This window comes from Sulfitobacter sp. 1A13679, assembly GCF_043557115.1.
Classification (GTDB): domain Bacteria; phylum Pseudomonadota; class Alphaproteobacteria; order Rhodobacterales; family Rhodobacteraceae; genus Sulfitobacter; species Sulfitobacter faviae.
In genome coordinates, this window is sequence record NZ_JBIFFO010000002.1 from 118,270 (window position 1) to 137,496 (window position 19,227).

A 19,227-nucleotide genomic window follows, 5' to 3' on the forward strand; every position below is an offset into this window, starting at 1 on the left:
CCCCCAAGCTAAACCCCGCATCAACGGAGCGGTGGCCGAGTGGTCGAAGGCGCACGCCTGGAAAGTGTGTAGGCGGGAGACCGTCTCCAGGGTTCGAATCCCTGTCGCTCCGCCATTTTCCCTTTTTTGCAGAAAGAAGCTGTTGCCCATCGGGCCATGCGGCTTCACATGTAGAAAAGCCCGGCACCTTTCGGGCCGGGCTCTCTCAGTTCTGTCTGTCAAAGCTTAGCGAGAGTCGTTGCCCGCGCCATAACCACCATAGGCGAAACCTTCGCCCGAGCTGCTCACGGGGCCGCTGGTCGAGAAGGTGGCGACCGGCGCACTCTCGTCCGAGAATGTTTCCAACCGCAGGTCAGCGGCGCGCTCATTAGGGCGGGTTTCACCGGCATCCGCGGCATGGACGACATCAGCCGTTAGGGACGTGTCCAAGCGCAGGTCTTCGTAGCGTGTCGACTGGCCTGCGAAGCTCGCGGTGGCGATCAGAGTGGCGGCGGCGGTTGCGATAAAGAGTTTCATTGTTCTAGTCCTTTTAGGTTTGGGAAAGGGCGTCGGCTTTCTCGCTCTGGGGAGAGGCGGGGAGGTCGGGAGGCCCGTTCGATACAATGATATTAAGGCGCGGCGAGGGGCGGTTACAAAGCAACTCGGATCACGGCCCAGTGTTAGAGCGAGACCGAGCGCGATCAGATCGTAACAAATTGCCATAGCCGCATAAGATACTGTTATTAATAGGTTATACCTGCGTCCTGGGCCGGGGCCCATGACGCTAGTCGGCCCCGCGAAGAGCGTTCAAGACCTGTTACACAGTCGTCGCAGAAACGTGTGTGCCGCCACCGCAGGCAAACCTCTTTGGCCCGTGTGAAATGTTTCAATCCTACTGGTCGACCGAGAGGCACAAAAAAGCCCGAAGCGGATATTCTCCGCTCCGGGCTGCTTGATGTGGCCGAAAGAAAACTCAGCCGATGGGTTCGTAAAGCACCACGCGGGTGTTCATCGGCACGCGGTCATAAAGCTCGGCCATCTGATCATTCACCAGACGGGCACAGCCGTTCGAGACGCGTTTGCCCAATGTGCTGGGGTCATTGGTGCCATGGATGCGCAAGAAGGTATCGCCGCGCTCCTCGGTAAAGAGATAGAGGGCACGCGACCCCAGCGGATTGTCCAAACCGCCTTCCATACCATCGGCGTATTTCTTGTATTTCTCCGGCTCGCGGTCGATCATACCCGGGGTTGGGGTCCAGCTCGGCCATTCCTTTTTGGCACCGACGTAGAACTCACCGGATTCATAAAGACCAGGGCGGCCCACGCCCACGGTATAGCGCCACGCCATATTGTCGGGCAGAGTCCAGTAGAGCGCGAAATTGTCGGGATCGACGTGGATTTCATAGGGCGGCGCGCCTGCCGCGATTGGCACTTTGCGCGGCATCATCTCTGGCGGCACGTCATAGCTCGGCATTTCCTTGGGCGGATGCGCCAGTGCAGGCGTGGCAAGAACACCGCCGAATGCGGCACCGCTGGCGGCTACACCGGTGATGAAATGTCGTCTCTTCATTGCGTCGTTCCCCTATTCCTCAATCTCGTGTTGAAAGGGAAACCGTTTCAGCGCCTTGCCGTTCCATCGTGCGGGCCGGATCACAAACTGTTGTAGCCAAGCGGCAGCGCGTCAAACCGACAGCCTGTCGATCACGCCCTGCGCCCAACGGTCGGCGGATAGGCCAAAGCAATCGTGCAGGGAATCCACCGCCGTCACACTGCCGAGCGCCAGCCGTCCCAGCAGGCAAAGGCCGGGCACGGGGCGTCCGTCACGGGCGCGCAGCGTCCCGTCAGGCACGGTCGCTGCGGCCAGATCGGATGACAGCGGGGCGAGCAAACCTTGGGAGATGAGATCAGGCAGGGGCGGTGCTGCGATGCTCGAGAGGTTCGGCACAGGCAGCACCGCATCGATGATGACCGACACCTCCGCCGCGCGCCCCTTCACCTGCAATGTCCAGCCTTGCGCGCTATTCGTGATCTCTGGATTAGTGGCGAAGGACAGGTCGACCAGCCCCGCGTCGATCAGCGCCAAAAGCTCCCGTGCAGAGGCCAGGGGCGGGCCGTAGGAATATCGTTTCAGCCCCTCATCGAAGTCTATCAGCCGCTTGGCTGTCTGGGGCGACGCGTTGCCCGGGTTGAAGGCCGCGCGCCATGCGTCCTGCCATTTGCGCCAAACCTGCCCGAGCGTGTAGCCAATGCTCGGCGCGACCTCTCCGGTGGCCAAGTCTATCCCATGGCGCAGCGCCTTCATTGGGGGCAACTGGTCCTGCGCGCCGGGGTCTGACCATTCCACCTTGAGCCAGTTCGCGATTTCCGCCGCCCGCACATTGTGAGGCGCGAGGATGCGCGCGACCACGGGCAGGAGGGCGTCAGAGATCAACGAAGGGGCCTCCTCAGATGCCGCACTGACCGCAGCCGTGGCGGCTTTTGAGAAACCTGCGGTCTCTTCCGATGTGGGATTGAAAAGCGCGTCGAAAGCGGCAGCCTGTGGCTTGGGGAAGGGGGGGTGCCCGTTGAGCGAGAAGGGCAGAATGCGGCAGGGCTCCCGGCCCGAGGCATGATAGCCCGCCGCGTCGAAGCGCCCGCCCTGTGCCATGGTCAGACCACGCAACACATCATAGGTCGACAGCCCCAAGCCCCGGATCGCGACGTGCTTGTCCCGCCATGCCGCCGCCCGCGCGCGCAGCTCCGCCGCTGGATAGGCCTGCGCGGCTTCCGCCTCGCTCCGCGCCGCGTGCTCTTGCCAATCGGCCCATTGCGCGTCCGGCTCGACAGGGGGCTGCCCGAGGGTGAGGAGGACTTCGTCATATGGCGCCTCCGCCCCGCTTTCCGATTGCACGCACCAACCCGCCCCCTCGGGCGAGATGCGGGCCACAGCGGCGGGGATCACCCTGCAAGTCACGCCGGTTTTCGTAAAACCCCGGGCAAAAAGATCGTCCCGCCGCGCCATGAGGTAGCGGCCCATTTCGGCGCGGGAGGGGAAACTGTCGGGATCTACGGCGCGGTCTTGCCACTCCGCGAAATGCCCGACCCGCGCCCCCTTTGGCGGGCGGATTGCGATGGCGCGGTTAGGGATGTTAAGCAGACAATAGGCGGGCTCGGAGGGGGCGAAATTAGGACCCGCGCCGGGATGGGGCCCGGGTTCATAGATGTCGATCTGTATCCGCCCTTCGGTCCCCGTAAGCCGTTGCGACAGAGCCTCCAACGCGCCAAGGCCGCGCGGCCCGAAACCGATCACCGCAATGCGCGCCGCTTCTATCTGCATCTCTCTCCCCGGCATGTGTTTGGCGCGACCGTAGAGCCGTACCACGACCAGCGAAAGCCCACCGGCGACAAAATCGGGCAACAAAAAAGGCACCCGAAGGCGCCCTTAACAATTCACTCATCCCGATGGAGAGGCTGCGATCAGCCGCCCCAGCTGCGCACTGTGCCGCAGTCCATATGGGTGAAGTTGGAGCCGGAGTAGCGCCCGACGCCGCCACCGCGACAAGCCATCGCCGCGCGGGCCACCTGATGCACCGAGCGCGAGGCGAGGCGCAGGTCAGCGGCCTGACCTTTGAGGTGCAGCGAATTCTTGGCCACACCGCTGGAACGGGAGCGCAGCATCGCATTGGTTTTCGGGCTGCGGTAGCCGGAGAGGAGCATATAGGGCTCATTCACATCCAGCAGATTGTGCGACGCGGCCATGATATCGATGGTGCGCAGGTCCATGTTGATGACATCGTCGGTCCGCCAGTCGCGCATGAAATGATTGATTTCGGCAAAGGCGTCTTTGATATAGTGGCCTTCGATCCAATAGATCATGTCCAACCGCTCACCGGTGCGGCCCGAATACATGCGGATGCGGCGAATGTCGCCTGCGCCCCGCAGAAAGCCTGCTGCGTTCGAGAAGGTAGGAGCTGCTGCAACGGTGGTTGCTGCGAATGCGCCGAGAAGGGCGCGCCGGGTCATCCCCGAGGAGCTTTTGCCTGTCATGTGTCTCTGTCCCGTCGTCTGCCTAAGTTACCCAAGATGTTACATGGGCCATTCATCTCATCCCCAGATGCAACATTGTTATTGCATAGCGGGAAAACCTGACCAAGGGCTGAATCGGAATGGTTCCCGAGTGGTTCAAATTTAGGCAAGTTTTTGCGCAATGCGGTTAAAAAACCCAATATTTGCAGGGGCGACCGATGCGCAATCCGCACAGGCCATCACGCGTTTTTCCTGCGAACGGAAATTTGAATGGACTTGCGCGTAGTATTATTGGCAAACCGGGCAGGCAATAGGGTCGCGCGGCGGCAATGGTATATTCACGGGGTACGACATGGGTTTCAGCGCGACTTTTTCACGGCAACTGTCCAAATTCATCGCAGGGTTTGCCCTGTTGATTTCGACACTGGTGCTTGCCGCGCCTGCCACGGCGCAGGTCACCGCCTTCAAACAAGCCGTCGCCGAAGCTGCTGCCCAAGACGATGACATCGCGGCCTTCTACCGCGAGAACGATTATACCGCCATCTGGACCGGGGCCGCCGAAGAGCACCGTGCGCGCCGGTCGGAACTGATGCGGGCGATCACCACGGCGGATGATCATGGCCTGCCGGTCACCCGCTACAACCCCGATGCCGTCTTGGAGATGCTGCGCACGGCCAAGACCCCGCGTGATCGGGGATTCGCCGAGGTGGAGTTGAGCCGCGTGTTCCTGCGCTATGCCCGCGACGTGCAGACCGGTGTGCTGATCCCCAAACGGATCATCAGCCAGATCGTGCGCGAAATTCCATACCGTGACCGCAAGACCTATCTGCAAGACCTGCCCAAATCCACGCCTTCCGCTTATTTCCGCGCCCTGCCGCCGCGCAGCCTTGAGTATAATGCGCTGCTGAAAGAGAAGATCGCGATGGAAAAGCTGCTCTCGCAGGGCGGCTGGGGCCCCTCGGTGCCTGCGGGTAAACTCGAGCCGGGCGATACCGGAAATGACGTGATTGCCCTGCGCAACCGTCTGATCGCCATGGGCTTTCTGAAGCGGTCCAACGCCATGGGCTATGACGCCAGCCTGACCGAAGCCGTGCGCCAGTTCCAACAGGCCCATGGGCTGAACACCGACGGCGTCGCGGGTCCGGCCACGATGAAGCAGATCAACATCGGCGTCGAGCAGCGGTTGCAGTCGGTTATGGTCGCACTCGAGCGTGAGCGTTGGTTCAACACCGACCGCGGCAAACGCCATATCCTTGTGAACATCCCCGACTTCTCGGCCAAGATCATCGACGATGGCAAGATCACCTTCCAGACCCGCTCGGTCGTGGGGGCCGCGCGCGAGGACCGCCCGACGCCCGAATTTTCTGACGTGATGGAGCATATGGTGGTCAATCCCAGCTGGTATGTACCGCGGTCGATCGTCACTGGGGAATACCTGCCGCAGCTCAAGCGCAACCCCTATGCGGTCAACCATATCGAGATTACCGACAGCCGGGGCCGCAAGGTGAACCGCGGCGCGGTGAACTTCAACCGCTACACCGCGCGGACCTTCCCCTTCTCCATGCGCCAACCACCCAGCAAGACAAATGCCTTGGGTCTGGTGAAGTTCATGTTCCCCAACAAATACAACATCTACCTGCATGACACCCCGGCCAAGAGCCTGTTTGCCCGCGATGTGCGTGCCTTTAGCCATGGCTGCGTGCGTCTGGCCGAACCGTTTGAGTTCGCCTATGCGCTGCTGGCCCCGCAATCGGCGGATCCCGAAGGTGAGTTTCAAGCCATTCTGCGCAGTGGCCGTGAGACACGGGTTGTTCTTGAAGAGCAGGTGCCGGTGCATCTGATCTACCGCACCGCCGTGACCAACGCCCGTGGCCATACCGAATACCGCGATGACGTATATGGCCGGGATGCGCTGATCTGGAACGCGCTCTCCAAGGCGGGGGTGGCCTTGCGCGGCGTTCAGGGGTAACTCTCGGGCGCGCAACAAGTAAGGGCCGCCCGGAATGACCTATAGTGTTCAGCAAATCGCCAAAGCCGTCGGCGCCAGCGCCGAGGGCGACATCGAACTCATGGTCAGCGGCGTGGCCGAACCGGCCAGCGCGAAACATGGCGAAATGGCGCTGGCGATGGACCCGCGCTATGCCAGCAGCCTCACCGATGGTGCCGCCGAAGTGGCGATGCTTTGGGAAGGTGCCGATTGGCGCGCTTTGGGCCTGAAGGCCGCGATCCTGCCCAACCGCCCACGATATGCGCTTTCTGGCGTGACGCGGATGCTCGACAAGGGGCAGGGGTTCAAGCCGGGCATCCATCCTACAGCCGTGATCGACCCCGAGGCCGTGCTAGGCGAGGGCGTCTCGGTCGGTCCGTTGGCGGTGATCTCTGCCGGGGCGCGGATCGGCGCGGGCAGCGTCATCGGGCCGCTGTGTTTTGTCGGCGTGGATGCGACATTGGGCGATGGCTGTTTTCTGCGCGAACATGTCAGCATTGGCGCGCGGGTCACCATCGGATCGGGTTTCATTGCCCAATCGGGCGTGCGCTTGGGCGGCGACGGTTTCTCTTTCGTCACGGCTGAGCTGTCCACCGTGGAAAGCGCGCGGCAAACGCTCGGCGATCAGGGAGATGCCGCCCCGCAGCCTTGGACCCGTATCCATTCGCTTGGCGCTGTGACCATCGGCGCGGATGTCGAAATGGGCATGGGTTCCACCATCGACAACGGCACCATTCGCGACACGCAGGTCGGCGACGGCACGAAAATCGACAACCTCGTGCATATCGGCCACAACGCGGTGATCGGCAAAAACTGCCTGCTCTGCGGGCAGGCGGGCGTTGGCGGCTCGACCCGCGTGGGCGACAATGTGGTGCTCGGCGGGCAGGTCGGTCTGGCCGACAACATCACCATTGGCGACCGGGTGATCGCGGGCGGGGGGACCATTGTGCTCTCCAACGTGCCCGAGGGGCGCACCATGTTGGGCTACCCCGCCACCCAAATGAGCAAGCAGACCGAGATCTACAAAGCGCTGCGCCGTTTGCCCAAGCTGCTGCGTGATGTCGCGGCCCTGCAAAAGGTGGTTTCCAAAGCCGACAAGGCTGACTAAACCTGCCGCGGACATATGTTGGGGGACGCGCATGAGCACTCAGGATCAGGTCATTACCATCCTCGCCGAACAGGCCATGATCGAGCCGGAGGATGTCACGCTCGACAGCACGCTTGAAGACCTCGGGATCGACAGCATGGGGGTCGTGGAATGCATCTTTGCCATTGAAGAGACATTCGACATCAACGTGCCTTTCAACGCCAACAGCCCCAGCGAAAGCGATTTCGACATCTCGACCGTGCGCAGCATCGTCGCCGGGGTGGAACGGCTGCAAGCCGAACAGAGCTGAGCGATGCGGCGCGTTGTCATCACCGGCGCGGGCACGATCAACGCTCTGGGCCTGTCGGTGCCCGAAACGCTGGCGGCCATGCGCGAGGGCAAATGCGGCATCGGTCCGCTTGAGTTCCGGGATGTGGAGCGGCTGGCCATCCGCATCGGCGGTCAGGTGCGCGGGTTCGAGGCCGAGGGCCGCTACAACCGCCAGCAAATCGCGCTTTACGATCGGTTCACGCAATTCACCCTCACCGCCGCCCGCGAGGCGATCGAACAATCGGGCCTGACCTTCACCGATGAGTTGGCCGCCCGCGCAGGGGTTGTGCTTGGCACGGCGGGGGGCGGTGTTTCGACATGGGACGACAATTACCGCGCGGTCTACGAAGAGGGCAAAAACCGGGTGCATCCCTTCGTGGTGCCCAAGCTGATGAACAACGCCGCCGCCAGCCATGTCAGCATGGAATGGAACCTGCGCGGGCCGTCTTTCACCGTCTCCACCGCCTGTGCCTCGTCGAACCACGCCATGGCACAGGCTTTAGCGATGGTTCGCTCCGGCATGAGCCCGGTGATGGTAACGGGTGGATCGGAATCCATGCTCTGCTTCGGCGGGGTGAAGGCTTGGGAAGGGCTGCGCGTGATGAGCCGCGATGCCTGCCGCCCTTTCTCGGCCAATCGCAACGGAATGGTGCAGGGCGAGGGGGCGGGGGTCTTTGTCTTTGAAGACTATGAACACGCGCGCGCGAGGGGAGCCGAGATCCTCTGCGAAGTCGCGGGGTTCGCCATGACCTCGGATGCCAGCGATATCGTCATGCCCTCCAAGGCGGGAGCCGCGCGGGCGATGGAAGGGGCGCTGGCCGATGCGGGGATCAACCGCGAAGAGGTCGGCTATATCAACGCCCATGGCACCGGGACCGCGGCGAATGACAAGACCGAATGCGCCGCCGTGGCGGATGTTTTCGGCACCCATGCGGACCAGTTGATGATCTCTTCCACCAAATCGATGCATGGACATATCATCGGTGGCACCGGCGCGGTCGAGCTTTTGGCCTGTATCATGGCGCTGCGCGACGGGGTGATCGCGCCGACCATTGGCTATGAGGAACCCGACCCGGAATGCGCGCTCGACGTGGTGCCCAATGAGGCGCGCGAGGCGCAGATCGATGTGGCGCTTAGCAATGCCTTCGCCTTTGGCGGGATGAATGCCGTTCTGGCGCTGCGGAGCGCCTGATCCACGCACGACCATAAAAAATGCCGCCCCCGAGGTCGGGAGCGGCATTCAAATCGGTAAAATCCGGTCTTACTGTTCGATGACCGAAACTTCGTCGTAGCTGGCAGTGAAGCCGTCGAGCGAGAGTGTCAGTTTCACTTCCTGATCCGGTGCGAGAGCGGGCACGATGGTCAGCACCGCTTCCTTGCCGCGTTTGAAAGCACCGATATCGGCATCGGTCAGGCCCATGCGCACATAGCAGCCCACGGGGTTGCAGAAGGCATAGGGATAGCGGCGGGCCTTGCCACCGTCGACCGACAGGGTCAGCTGCGCGGGCAGGGCGGTCTCAAGCGGGACGACAACCGTGGCACCGGCCTTGGCCTGCCCCCCATCGGGCAGCCGGAAGAGCGAGACTTCGGCAACCGGCGCACCTTCGCCATCGGCGAGGAGCTGGTACATCTGGCAGGGGTCGACTTCTTCTTCGGTCTTGATGCAGCGCATCTCCCAAGCACCGATCTCTTTCTTGGTGTAGGGCTTGCCCAGATCGGGGTCTTTGTCCGCATCTTCACCGAGGCTCAGCTGCTCTTCGATCTGCGAAGCATTGCCGCTGGTGCCGGGCTGGGGCTGCTGATCTTCGGTCTGGGCGGTGTCTTCTTCCGTGGCGGTCTGGGCGAAAGCCGTCATTGGGGCCGTCAGTGCAAGCGCTGCACAAAGCGGCAGGGCGGTCATAAACTTGCTCATGTCATATCCACATTTGTTGCGTTACCGCCCCTTACCACGCCGCCCCGGGATTGTCAGTGCCAAGGGCCGCATTTCGATCAAGGTTCGGGCAATTTCATGCCGACCCCGCAATCGCGGTTTTCCCGCGATGTCAGAGGCTTAAACGCCAGAAATGCAAAAGGGGACGCAGCGCGCCCCCTTTCCGTGTACTTTCTCCCCGTCGGACTGGGCCGACTTATTAATGCCACGTTAGGCAAGCGCGTGATGCCGGTCAACAGGAAAAATGCGACAATCTGTCAGGGTTTTAGCACGGCCCCAGTCAGAAAAAGGGCCGCACCCGAAGGCGCGGCCAAGTCTAACAGGGAGGAAGTACACCCGCCCGATAAAAGGACATGCGAGCGGGATGCCTTCACTATGGCGCGCAAAGGTTAAGTTTGTATGCTCTAGTGGAACGGACGAATGGCTAAAATTGACAGAAAGGCCCCAGCGTGAGCAGTGACATCTTTATCGGCGGCGGCGGTCCCGACCATGCGACAAAGCAATTCCTCGATCTCGGCTATGCCAACCGTCACGGGCTGATCGCGGGGGCGACGGGCACGGGCAAAACGGTGACGCTGCAAATCCTTGCTGAGGGTTTTGCCAATGCCGGGGTGCCGGTGTTCTTGTCGGATGTGAAGGGCGATCTGTCCGGCCTTGCCGTCGCGGGGAGCGAGGCCGCCAAACTGCACGGCGCTTTCACCGAACGCGCGGCCAAGATCGGCTTTGATGACTATAGCTATCAATCCTTCCCGGTCACCTTTTGGGATCTCTTTGGTGAGCAGGGCCATCCCGTCCGCACCACGGTATCCGAGATGGGACCGCTGCTCATCGCGCAGTTGCTCAGCCTGTCTGAGGCGCAGGAGGGCATCCTGAACATCGCCTTCCGCGTGGCCGATGAGGAATGGATGCCGCTTTTGGACCTGAAAGACCTGCAATCCCTGCTGGTCTGGGTGGGCGAGAATGCAAAGGACTTGGCGCTGCGCTATGGCAATGTCTCGACCGCCTCCGTCGGCACCATTCAACGGCGGCTGCTGGTGCTGGAGAACCAAGGCGGCGCGCAGTTGTTTGGCGAGCCGGCGCTGGCGCTCTCGGACCTCATGCGCTGCGACGCCGAAGGGCGCGGGCGGATCAACATCCTCGCCGCTGACAAGCTCATGGCCTCGCCCAAACTCTATGCGACTTTCCTGCTGTGGCTCATGTCCGAACTGTTCGAGGAACTGCCCGAGGTGGGCGACCCCGACAAACCCAAGCTCGTGTTCTTCTTCGACGAGGCGCATCTGCTGTTCGACGATGCGCCCAAGGCGCTGGTCGACAAAGTGGAACAGGTGGCGCGGCTCATCCGCTCCAAAGGCGTCGGGGTTTATTTCGTGACCCAGAACCCCGCCGATGTGCCCGACGATATCCTCGGCCAGCTTGGCAACCGCTTCCAACACGCGCTACGCGCCTTTACCGCGCGGGACCGTAAGGAACTGCGCCAAGCCGCCGAGACCTACCGCGAGAACCCGCGCTTCGACACCGAAGGGGCGATCCGCGAGGTCGGTGTTGGGGAGGCCGTGACCTCCATGCTGCAACGCAAGGGCGTGCCGGGCGTGGTGGAGCGTACCTTGATCCGACCGCCGTCTTCGCGGCTCGGCCCGATCACCGTGGCGGAGCGTGCGGCGGTGCTGGCGGACTCCGATCTGGCAGGGAAATACGAGACCGTGCAGGACCGCGAGTCAGCCTATGAAATGCTGAAGGCCCGCGCGGAGGCGGCGGCCAAAGAGGCGGAAAAGATCGAAGCCGCGGCAGAGGCCGAGGACGCGGTCGCGCGAGAATTCCAGAAGGCCCGCCGCTATGGCGGGGCGCGCAGCGGCGGCAGCCGGTCAAGCCGCAAGGCGACAGACGGTTTCGGAGATGCCATCGCGAGCGCGGTGATCAAAGAGCTGAAAGGCACCACCGGGCGCCGTATCGTGCGCGGCATCTTGGGCGGATTGTTCAAGGGGCGCTGAAGCGGCCTGAGAAATGAAAAAGGGGCGCGGTATTGCGACCGCGCCCCTTTTTATATCGTGAATCTCAGCGGGATTTACCGCTCGGGGATCAACCCGCGCGGGCTGAAGCGCAGGACAAGAAGCAGCACGATGCCCATGGTCAAAAGCCGCATATGCGCCGCGCTCTCGATCAGATGGGCCTTCAGAGCCGACCCTTCGGACATGCCCGCGGTGATCAGGTTCATCAGCCACAGGCCCATCGGCTCGACCTGCACCCAGAGGAACCAGATCAGGAAGCCGCCGAGGATCGCGCCGAAGTTGTTGCCCGAGCCGCCGACGATCACCATCACCCAAATGAGGAAGGTAAAGCGCAGCGGCTGGTAGGTGCCGGGCGTCAACTGGCTGTCCATCGTCGTCATCATCGCCCCCGCGATGCCGCAGATCGCGGAGCCGAGGATGAAGACCTGCAAATGCCGCGCGGTCACGTCCTTGCCCATGGCCTCTGCCGCGACTTCGTTGTCACGGATCGCACGCAGCATCCGGCCCCAAGGGGAGTGCAGCGCACGCTGGCTCATCCACAACAGGACGATCAGCACCGCCGCGAAGAGCGCGATATAGAGCAGTTTGACCCAGAGCGTCGAGGCATCCACGGGATCAAAGCCAAGGCCCGCCGCACGTTCCACGAAGGCGGGGTTGTTTTGCAGGTCGATCTCGTAAGGCACGGGGCGGGGCAGGCCGATCACGTTCTTCACGCCGCGGCTCATCCAGTCTTCGTTCTTTAGGACCGCGATGATGATCTCGGCGATCCCCAGCGTCGCAATCGCCAGATAGTCCGACCGCAGGCCAAGGGCCGTCTTGCCGATCAGCCACGCCGCGCCAGCGGCAAAGAGACCGCCCACGGGCCAAGAGATCAGCACCGGCAGGCCAAGACCCCCGAGATAGCCGGTCTGCGCGGGGTTAATCGCCTCGACCGCCTGAACGGCGGGGTCGAGCAGGGCGCGGAAGATGAAGAAACCGATGACCAAGACCGCGATCACCGAAAGCGTGCGCAGCGTGCCCGGGGCCATCCGTTTCATCAGCATGACCGCCGCCACCACGGTGGCCGCCCCAAGCGCCAGCGCCCCCAGAATGGCGAAACCACCGGTGGACCAAGCGCCCTCGGTCGGGGGCATGGAAACCAGCACAGCCGCCAGACCGCCAAGCGCCACAAACCCCATGACGCCCACGTTGAACAGGCCCGCAAAGCCCCATTGCAGGTTCACCCCAAGCGCCATGATCGAAGAGATCAGACCCATGGCGATGATCAGCAGAGCCGAGTTCCAGCTTTGCGCAAAGCCGGTGTAGATGATCATCAAGGCGATGATCGCGAAAAGGATCGTGTTTTTCACAGTCTGGGTCATACCGATTTCCCCTTGAACAGGCCGGTGGGCTTGATCAGCAGAACGATCAGAAGAATGACGAAGCTGACCGCAAATTTGTAATCCGTGCTCATGAGCTGCACCAAGCCGTCCGGCTGCAACCCTTCGGGCATCACATAGCCCAGCACCTTTTTCCACGCGTAGGTGATCGTGACCTCGCTGAATGCGATCACGAAACCGCCCGCGATCGCCCCGACCGGAGAGCCGAGCCCGCCGACGATGGCCGCTGCGAAGATCGGCAGCAGAAGTTGGAAATAGGTGAAGGGTTTGAACGACTTATCAAGACCATAAAGCGTGCCCGCAATCGTCGCCAAGGCGGCCACGATCATCCATGTGATCATCACCACACGCTCGGGGTTGATGCCCGACAAGAGCGCCAGATCCTCGTTATCGGAATAGGCGCGCATGGATTTGCCCGCCCGCGTCTTGTTAAGGAACCAAAACAGCAGCGCCACGACGATGATCGCGGTAACGATGGTGATGCCTTGGGTGGTCTTAAAGGCAAGACCTTCGCGCAGGCCAGTCATCTCTTTGAAATCCCGCGCCGACATGATGAAGCGCTGGCCGTCAAGGAAGTTCTGGTCATCCGCGCCGATGATGAAGCGGGTGATCCCGTTGTAGATGAAGGTCACGCCGAGAGAGACAATCACGAGGATCACCGGCTTGGCCTTCTGTTCACGGTAGAACTTGTAGACCACCTTGTCGGTGCCGAGCACCAGCAGCATGGTAAAGGCGATGCCGAAGGGCAGGGCCAGAAGCGCCGTCGGCAGCACGCCGAGGCTGAGGCCCATGGACTGGAACAGCCATGTCATCAGGATCGTCGCCATGGTGCCCATGGCCATTGTGTCGCCATGGGCGAAGTTGGAAAACCGCAAGATGCCGTAGACCAGCGTCACGCCAAGCGCGCCAAGCGCCAGCTGCGAGCCATAGGCGATGCCCGGAATGAGCACATAGTTCGAAAGTGCAATGAAAGCGTTGAGCAGATCCATGTTCAGCCCCCCAGAAACGATTTGCGGACTTCAGGATCGGCCAAAAGCTCTTTGCCGGTGCCGGTAAAGGCATTCGCCCCCTGCACAAGCACATAGCCTTTGTCCGCGATTTCAAGCGCTTGACGGGCGTTCTGTTCGACCATCAGGATCGGGATGCCGGTGCGGGCAACCTCAATGATCCGGTCGAAAAGCTCGTCCATGACGATGGGCGAGACACCCGCCGTCGGCTCATCCAGCATCAGCACCTTGGGCTGGGTCATCAGCGCGCGGCCCACGGCCACCTGCTGGCGTTGCCCGCCCGACAGTTCACCCGCCGCCTGATGGCGCTTTTCCTTAAGGATCGGGAAAAGGTCATAGACCTGTGCCATCGTATCGCGAAAGTCATCGCGGCGGATGAAAGCGCCCATCTCAAGGTTCTCTTCGACCGACATTGAGGTGAAAATGTTCGAGGTTTGGGGCACGAAGCCCATGCCCTTGGCCACACGGTCCTGCGGGCTGAGTTCGGTGATGTCTTCACCATCCAGCCGCACATGGCCCTTGCGCATATCGAGCATGCCGAAGACCGCCTTCATGCCGGTGGATTTGCCCGCCCCGTTGGGGCCGACGATCACCGCGATCTCGCCGCGGTCCACGGCGATGGTGCAGTCATGCAGGATGTCGGGGCCGTTGCCGTAGCCCGCCGTCATGCCGTCACCAATCAGGAAGGGGCCGCCGGGGGCGGGGTGGGTTTTGCCGCTGGCCTTGGGCATGATGCTGCCTTGGCCCTTCGCGTTGCCGACCGACCAATCTTTGTTGCCGCGGTCGCCGTAGGGATCATTGCTCATGCGCCTACCTTGTCCTTGTTCTTCAGCCCGGTGCCGAGATAGGCCTCGATCACCTGTTCGTTCGCCTTGATCTCATCCAGCGTGCCTTCGGCCAGCACGTGGCCCTCGGCCATGCAGATCACCGGGTCGCAAAGGCGGCCGATGAAATCCATGTCATGCTCGATCACGACGAAAGTGTAATTGCGCTCTTGGTTAAGGCGGATGATGGCATCGCCGATGGTGTTCAGCAGCGTCCGGTTCACACCCGCGCCGACCTCGTCCAGAAAAACGATCTTGGCGTCGACCATCATGGTGCGGCCAAGCTCCAGCAGCTTTTTCTGCCCGCCCGAGATCTGGCCCGCCTTCTGTTCGGCCAGATGTTCGATGGTCAGAAACTCCAGCACCTCATCGGCCTTGGCCTTGAGCGCGCGTTCCTCATTGGCGATGCGCTTGGTGCCGAACCATGTGTTCCACAGCGTCTCGCCAGACTGGTTGCCCGGCACCATCATCAGGTTCTCGCGGCAGGACATCGAAGAAAACTCATGCGCGATCTGGAAGGTGCGTAGCAGCCCCTTGTGGAAAAGCTCATGCGGGGGCAGGCCGGTGATGTCCTCCCCATCCATGGTGACGCGGCCCGATGTGGGCTGAAGCTCGCCGGCAATTACGTTGAACAGCGTGGTTTTCCCCGCGCCATTTGGGCCGATCAAACCAGTGATCGATCCTTTCTTGATCGACAGGCTCGCCCCGTCGACGGCGTGAAACCCGCCGAAGTGTTTGTGTACGTCGTCTACGACGATCATATGTCCATCCCCGTGTCCGCCACCTTGTGGCTGGTTTTTATTGGTCGTCATATGGGCCGCGCAGGCAGATGCGCGCCGCCATACCTGTTTACAATGTGCTGAGATTCTTGGAAGGGACCGCTGCGGTCCTGATCTGAAGAAAGCCCTGCGCTGCCTTGTCAGAGGCAGATTGCGCCGTATTGCCGAAATCACGTTCAGCAAAATACATGCCCAAAGCCCTGACCGAGACGGCCATACGTTGCTTTTTCATCCTGTCCTCCCAGACGGGACGTGTTTTCCACGTCCTCAATAGGGGATTTGTACTGGCTGCATCCCCGGAAGAAAAGTCGATTTCCTAAGCAAAAGGCCCGATCGCACTGCGACCGGGCCTCTCTTAGCGGTTAGATGGTGGCGTGGATCAGCGGTAGCCGACCGTGACCATCTTGCCGTCCTTCATCTCGATCTCGCGGTAGTTGCCCGCGCTCTCGCCCGGTCCGATCAGCTCGACCGCCGAGGCACCGACATAGTCCACGTCGCCGCCGTCTTTGATGATCTGAAGCGCCTTGCCCAGTTCACCCGGCAGGATTTTTTCACCCGGTGCGTTGGCGACTTCCATCACCTTTTCCTTGTACTCCGCCGGATCGTTGGAGCCTGCGGCCTGCATCGCCAGCAGCATCAGCGCTGCCGCGTCATAGGATTCAGGCGAGAAGGCGTTGGTCGGCTCGAAACCGGCTTCCTTGCCCATCTTCTTGTAGTTGTCCGGGCCTTCGCCAGCAGCACTCGGGTTCTGACCAAAGGAGCCATCCGCGATCTCGGCGAATTTCTCTTCCAGCGTGTCGGAGACCATGCCGTCGGGGAACATGAAGACGTCGAATGCACCGGCGTCCAGCGCACCGTTCACGATGCCCGCGCCACCTTGGTCGACATAGCCTGCCACGACCAGAACCTCACCACCGGCAGAGGCCAGCGCGCCGACTTCGGCGGAGTAGTCCGCTTTGCCGTCTTCATGCGAGGTGTTGATGGTCACGGTGCCGCCGGATTCTTTGTAGGCGGTCTCAAAGCTGTCGGCCAAACCTTTACCATAGTCGTTGTTGGTATAGGTGACGGCGACTTCCTTGATGCCACGGTCGTTCAGGATGTCGGCCATCACCTGACCCTGACGTGCGTCCGACGGCGATGTGCGGAAGAACAGACCGTTGTCTTCGACCGTCGACAGGGCCGGGGATGTCGCAGAGGGCGAGATCATCACGATGCCGTTCGGGATGGCGACGTTTTGCAGCGAGGCGGTGGTTTCACCCGAGCACATGCCGCCCACGATGCCGCTCACGCGGTCGGAGGTGATCAGACGCTCAGCCGATGCCACGGCAAGGCCCGCGTCGATACAGCCGGTGTCGCCACGCTCGGACGAAACGGTGGCCCCGTCGAGGAACATGCCGCTCTCGTTAACCTCGGAAATCGCCAGTTCGGCACCGGCGGCCATGTCATTGGCCAACGATTCCAGCGGGCCGGTGAAGCCCAGCAGAATGCCGATTTTAGTGTCTTCCGCATGCGCGCCAGTGGCGAGCAGGGCAACGGCCGTTGTGGCCATCAGAATTTTTTTCATTTGGTACTCTCCCTTAGTTGAACTCTCGTTCTGATCGAACGTTAGGTCGTGGTTTCGAAAAAGAAAAGGCGATTTATAAAGTGTTTTTCGCGGGCGGGTTTTCGCGTGGACCGGGAACGATGGTGGAAATGGGCGGTGCGCTGGCTATGTCTTGAACCAAGCCCCCATGCCCAAAGGAGCCTGTCTATGACCCGCGCAAAACACCTCGCCACCGCCGCCTTCATCAGCCTCGGCAGCCTCTGCGCCGCGGGCGCCGCCACAGCGCAGAGCGGTCTCACGATCACCCCCATGGCCGAGGATCTCGATGCCCCTTGGGGCGTTGCTCCCTTGCCCGGTGGCGGTCTGTTGGTGACCGAAAAGGCCGGACGTTTGATCTATCAAAAGGACGACACACGGCACGAAGTCTCGGGCCTACCGGAGGTCGCCGTGGTCGGGCAGGGCGGTCTGTTGGACATCACCTTGTCCGGGGATTTCGCGCAAAGCCGCCTGCTATTCCTGACCTATGCCAAACCCCAAGAGGGCGGCGGCGCGGGGACGGCTTTGGCAAGCGCGCGTCTGTCAGAGGATACCCGCAGTCTGGAAAACCTGACCGAGCTTTTCGCCATGAAGCCGGGCAGCAGCGGCGGCCAGCACTTCGGCTCGCGCGTGGTCGAAGCGCCGGATGGTACGCTGCTGGTGACCATCGGCGAACGCGGTGATCGTCCGGCGGCGCAGGACCGCAGCACCCATAACGGCAGCATCATCCGCGTGAACCGCGACGGCTCGGTCCCCGATGACAATCCCTTTGTCGACACGCCCGACGTGCTGCCCGAAATCTGGTCCTACGGCCATCGCAACCCGCAAGGGGCGGGGCTGGATCTGGAGGGACGGCTTTGGGTGTCGGAACACGGTGCCAAGGGCGGGGATGAGGTGAACCGCATCACCAAGGGCACGAATTACGGCTGGCCCGTGATTTCCTACGGGGAACACTATTCGGGCGCGAAGATCGGTGAGGGCAGGACGAAAGAGGGCATGGCGCAGCCCGAATTCTACTGGGATCCCTCCATCGCGCCTGCGGGGCTGATGGTCTATTCCGGCGCGCTTTTTCCTAAATGGGAGGGTGACATCTTCGTCGGCTCGCTCAAGTTCGACTATATCGCCGGGCTAAGCGGCACGCCGCTGGAAGAAGTGGCGCAGATCAAGACCGCCGAGACCGCCCGCGTGCGCGATGTCGTCGAAGGGCCCGAGGGTGGGATCTGGTTCATCTCAGAGGTCAACGGCACCGTCTACCGGATCACGCCTTGACGCTCAGGCGGGCTGCCGGGTGGATTGGCTGCCGCGCTCACGATAAGGCGTGGTCTGGTAATGCGCCCGGTAGCATTTCGAGAAATGCGAGGGCGAGGCAAAGCCGCAGGCCAGCGCCACGTTGATCACGCTCATATCCGTCTGCATCAACAGGTTGCGCGCCTTTTGCAGCCGCAATTCCATATAGTAACGTTTTGGGCTGCGGTTCAGGTAGCGCCGAAACAGACGCTCTAGCTGGCGGGTCGACATGCCCACGTCACGGGCGAGGATGGAGGGGCTGATCGGCTCTTCGATGTTGCGCTCCATCTGCTGAATTACTTGGGAAAGCTTCGGATGGCGCACGCCGATTCGCGTGGGCACCGACAGGCGCTGCGTGTCTTGGTCGGTGCGGATCGAGGAATAAATAAGCTGATCCGCCACGGCGTTGGCCGTCTCCTCACCGTGATCATCGGCGATGAGTTTTAGCATCATGTCCAAAGAAGACGTGCCGCCCGCCGTGGTCAGCCGGTTGCCGTCGACCACGAAGACCGATTTCGTCAAAATGACCTCTTCGAATTCCTCGCCGAAACTGTCCTGATTCTCCCAATGGATCGTGGCGCGTTTGCCGTCGAGCAGACCCGCCTTGGCCAGCGTATGCGCCGCGGTGCACAGCCCGCCGACAACCAGTCCCTTGCGCGCCTCGCGGCGCAGCCATGCCAGCAGCTTTTTGGTGGTCGCGGCCTGCACGCCGATGCCGCCGCAGATCATGATGGTATCGTCGCGGCCCAACTCCTCAAGCCCGCCGTCCAGCGCGAAAACCGCACCGGAGGAGCTTGCACAGGTCTCACCGCTTTCGCCCACGACCCGCCATTCATAGACCTCGCGTTCGAGCATACGGTTGGTGATCCGCAGGCATTCCACCGCCGAGGCAAAGCTCAGAAGTGTGAAATTCTCCAACAACACAAAGACGAAGCGCCGCGGCTTGTCGGTCTGGGGGGGCATGCGGGTGGCCGGGCGCGGTTGGGACATCACGGCGTCTTTCTATTCAGGTCGTCTCTGCCGACATGTGCCATGGCCGCCAGAACTT

18 protein-coding genes and 1 tRNA gene are annotated in these 19,227 nt (G+C 61.9%); 7 read left to right on the plus strand and 12 right to left on the minus strand.

The window, feature by feature from the left end; translation table 11 throughout:
- The first annotated feature begins 25 nt into the window (after positions 1-25).
- A tRNA-Ser gene (locus tag ACGYLA_RS02240) sits at positions 26-115 on the plus strand.
- Between the two features lie 110 nt (positions 116-225).
- Here the strand turns inward: ACGYLA_RS02240 and ACGYLA_RS02245 are convergent.
- The 4 genes from ACGYLA_RS02245 to ACGYLA_RS02260 form a co-directional block, all read right to left on the minus strand.
- Positions 226-516, minus strand: coding sequence for a hypothetical protein (locus ACGYLA_RS02245; protein WP_394429954.1), 291 nt, complete (start codon positions 514-516; stop codon positions 226-228).
- Positions 517-952: 436 nt separating this feature from the next.
- Positions 953-1,549 (minus strand): L,D-transpeptidase, encoded by a 597-nt coding sequence (locus ACGYLA_RS02250; protein WP_394407775.1) that lies wholly within the window; start codon positions 1,547-1,549, stop codon positions 953-955.
- A gap of 111 nt (positions 1,550-1,660) precedes the next feature.
- Entirely contained in the window at positions 1,661-3,388 is a 1,728-nt protein-coding gene (locus ACGYLA_RS02255) for an FAD/NAD(P)-binding protein (RefSeq protein ID WP_394429956.1), read from the minus strand.
- A gap of 47 nt (positions 3,389-3,435) precedes the next feature.
- The gene (locus ACGYLA_RS02260) at positions 3,436-4,005 is read right to left on the minus strand and encodes a DUF882 domain-containing protein (RefSeq protein ID WP_067267369.1); all 570 of its coding nucleotides are present in this window, start codon (positions 4,003-4,005) and stop codon (positions 3,436-3,438) included.
- Between the two features lie 331 nt (positions 4,006-4,336).
- Here ACGYLA_RS02260 and ACGYLA_RS02265 point away from each other — a divergent pair, with 331 nt between their 5' ends.
- The 4 genes from ACGYLA_RS02265 to ACGYLA_RS02280 are packed head-to-tail and all read left to right on the plus strand — an operon-like array spanning position 4,337 to position 8,580.
- Complete coding sequence (locus tag ACGYLA_RS02265) at positions 4,337-5,953, plus strand: murein L,D-transpeptidase (RefSeq protein ID WP_394429958.1); 1,617 nt, start codon at positions 4,337-4,339, stop codon at positions 5,951-5,953.
- A gap of 34 nt (positions 5,954-5,987) precedes the next feature.
- The gene (gene lpxD, locus ACGYLA_RS02270) at positions 5,988-7,079 is read left to right on the plus strand and encodes a UDP-3-O-(3-hydroxymyristoyl)glucosamine N-acyltransferase (RefSeq protein ID WP_394429960.1); all 1,092 of its coding nucleotides are present in this window, start codon (positions 5,988-5,990) and stop codon (positions 7,077-7,079) included.
- Between the two features lie 31 nt (positions 7,080-7,110).
- The gene (locus ACGYLA_RS02275) at positions 7,111-7,368 is read left to right on the plus strand and encodes an acyl carrier protein (protein WP_209217782.1); all 258 of its coding nucleotides are present in this window, start codon (positions 7,111-7,113) and stop codon (positions 7,366-7,368) included.
- Between the two features lie 3 nt (positions 7,369-7,371).
- Positions 7,372-8,580 carry a beta-ketoacyl-[acyl-carrier-protein] synthase family protein gene (locus ACGYLA_RS02280; protein ID WP_394429962.1) on the plus strand — a complete coding sequence of 403 codons (1,209 nt, stop codon included), beginning with the start codon at positions 7,372-7,374 and terminating at the stop codon, positions 8,578-8,580.
- 69 nt (positions 8,581-8,649) lie between these two features.
- On the opposite strand, the gene ACGYLA_RS02285 is transcribed toward ACGYLA_RS02280, so the two are convergent.
- On the minus strand, positions 8,650-9,300 hold the full coding sequence (locus ACGYLA_RS02285; RefSeq protein ID WP_394429964.1) for an invasion associated locus B family protein: 651 nt from the start codon (positions 9,298-9,300) through the stop codon (positions 8,650-8,652).
- A 467-nt stretch (positions 9,301-9,767) separates the two neighbouring features.
- On the opposite strand from ACGYLA_RS02285, the gene ACGYLA_RS02290 reads away from it, so the two are divergent.
- Entirely contained in the window at positions 9,768-11,306 is a 1,539-nt protein-coding gene (locus ACGYLA_RS02290; RefSeq protein WP_394429966.1) for a helicase HerA-like domain-containing protein, read from the plus strand.
- A gap of 74 nt (positions 11,307-11,380) precedes the next feature.
- Here the strand turns inward: ACGYLA_RS02290 and ACGYLA_RS02295 are convergent, their stop codons facing one another.
- The 6 genes from ACGYLA_RS02295 to ACGYLA_RS02320 all read right to left on the minus strand — a co-directional run bounded on the left by ACGYLA_RS02295 (position 11,381) and on the right by ACGYLA_RS02320 (position 16,877).
- Positions 11,381-12,685, minus strand: a complete 1,305-nt coding sequence (locus ACGYLA_RS02295) for a branched-chain amino acid ABC transporter permease (protein ID WP_394429968.1) — start codon at positions 12,683-12,685, stop codon at positions 11,381-11,383.
- On the minus strand, positions 12,682-13,692 hold the full coding sequence (locus ACGYLA_RS02300; RefSeq protein ID WP_067261483.1) for a branched-chain amino acid ABC transporter permease: 1,011 nt from the start codon (positions 13,690-13,692) through the stop codon (positions 12,682-12,684). Before ACGYLA_RS02300 ends, ACGYLA_RS02295 begins: the two co-directional genes overlap by 4 nt.
- Positions 13,693-13,694: 2 nt before the next feature.
- Complete coding sequence (locus ACGYLA_RS02305; protein WP_271687269.1) at positions 13,695-14,516, minus strand: ABC transporter ATP-binding protein; 822 nt, start codon at positions 14,514-14,516, stop codon at positions 13,695-13,697.
- A complete protein-coding gene (locus ACGYLA_RS02310; protein ID WP_394429970.1) occupies positions 14,513-15,295 on the minus strand; it encodes an ABC transporter ATP-binding protein in 783 nt (260 codons plus the stop codon). The genes ACGYLA_RS02305 and ACGYLA_RS02310 overlap by 4 nt, the downstream gene beginning before the upstream one ends.
- Before the next feature lie 88 nt (positions 15,296-15,383).
- A complete protein-coding gene (locus ACGYLA_RS02315; RefSeq protein ID WP_156505744.1) occupies positions 15,384-15,545 on the minus strand; it encodes a hypothetical protein in 162 nt (53 codons plus the stop codon).
- 147 nt (positions 15,546-15,692) lie between these two features.
- The gene (locus ACGYLA_RS02320; protein ID WP_067266789.1) at positions 15,693-16,877 is read right to left on the minus strand and encodes an ABC transporter substrate-binding protein; all 1,185 of its coding nucleotides are present in this window, start codon (positions 16,875-16,877) and stop codon (positions 15,693-15,695) included.
- 186 nt (positions 16,878-17,063) lie between these two features.
- On the opposite strand from ACGYLA_RS02320, the gene ACGYLA_RS02325 reads away from it, so the two are divergent.
- Positions 17,064-18,161 carry a PQQ-dependent sugar dehydrogenase gene (locus ACGYLA_RS02325; RefSeq protein ID WP_394429972.1) on the plus strand — a complete coding sequence of 366 codons (1,098 nt, stop codon included), beginning with the start codon at positions 17,064-17,066 and terminating at the stop codon, positions 18,159-18,161.
- Positions 18,162-18,164: 3 nt separating this feature from the next.
- On the opposite strand, the gene ACGYLA_RS02330 is transcribed toward ACGYLA_RS02325, so the two are convergent.
- On the minus strand, positions 18,165-19,169 hold the full coding sequence (locus tag ACGYLA_RS02330) for a GlxA family transcriptional regulator (protein ID WP_394403467.1): 1,005 nt from the start codon (positions 19,167-19,169) through the stop codon (positions 18,165-18,167).
- Between the last annotated feature and the right edge of the window lie 58 nt (positions 19,170-19,227).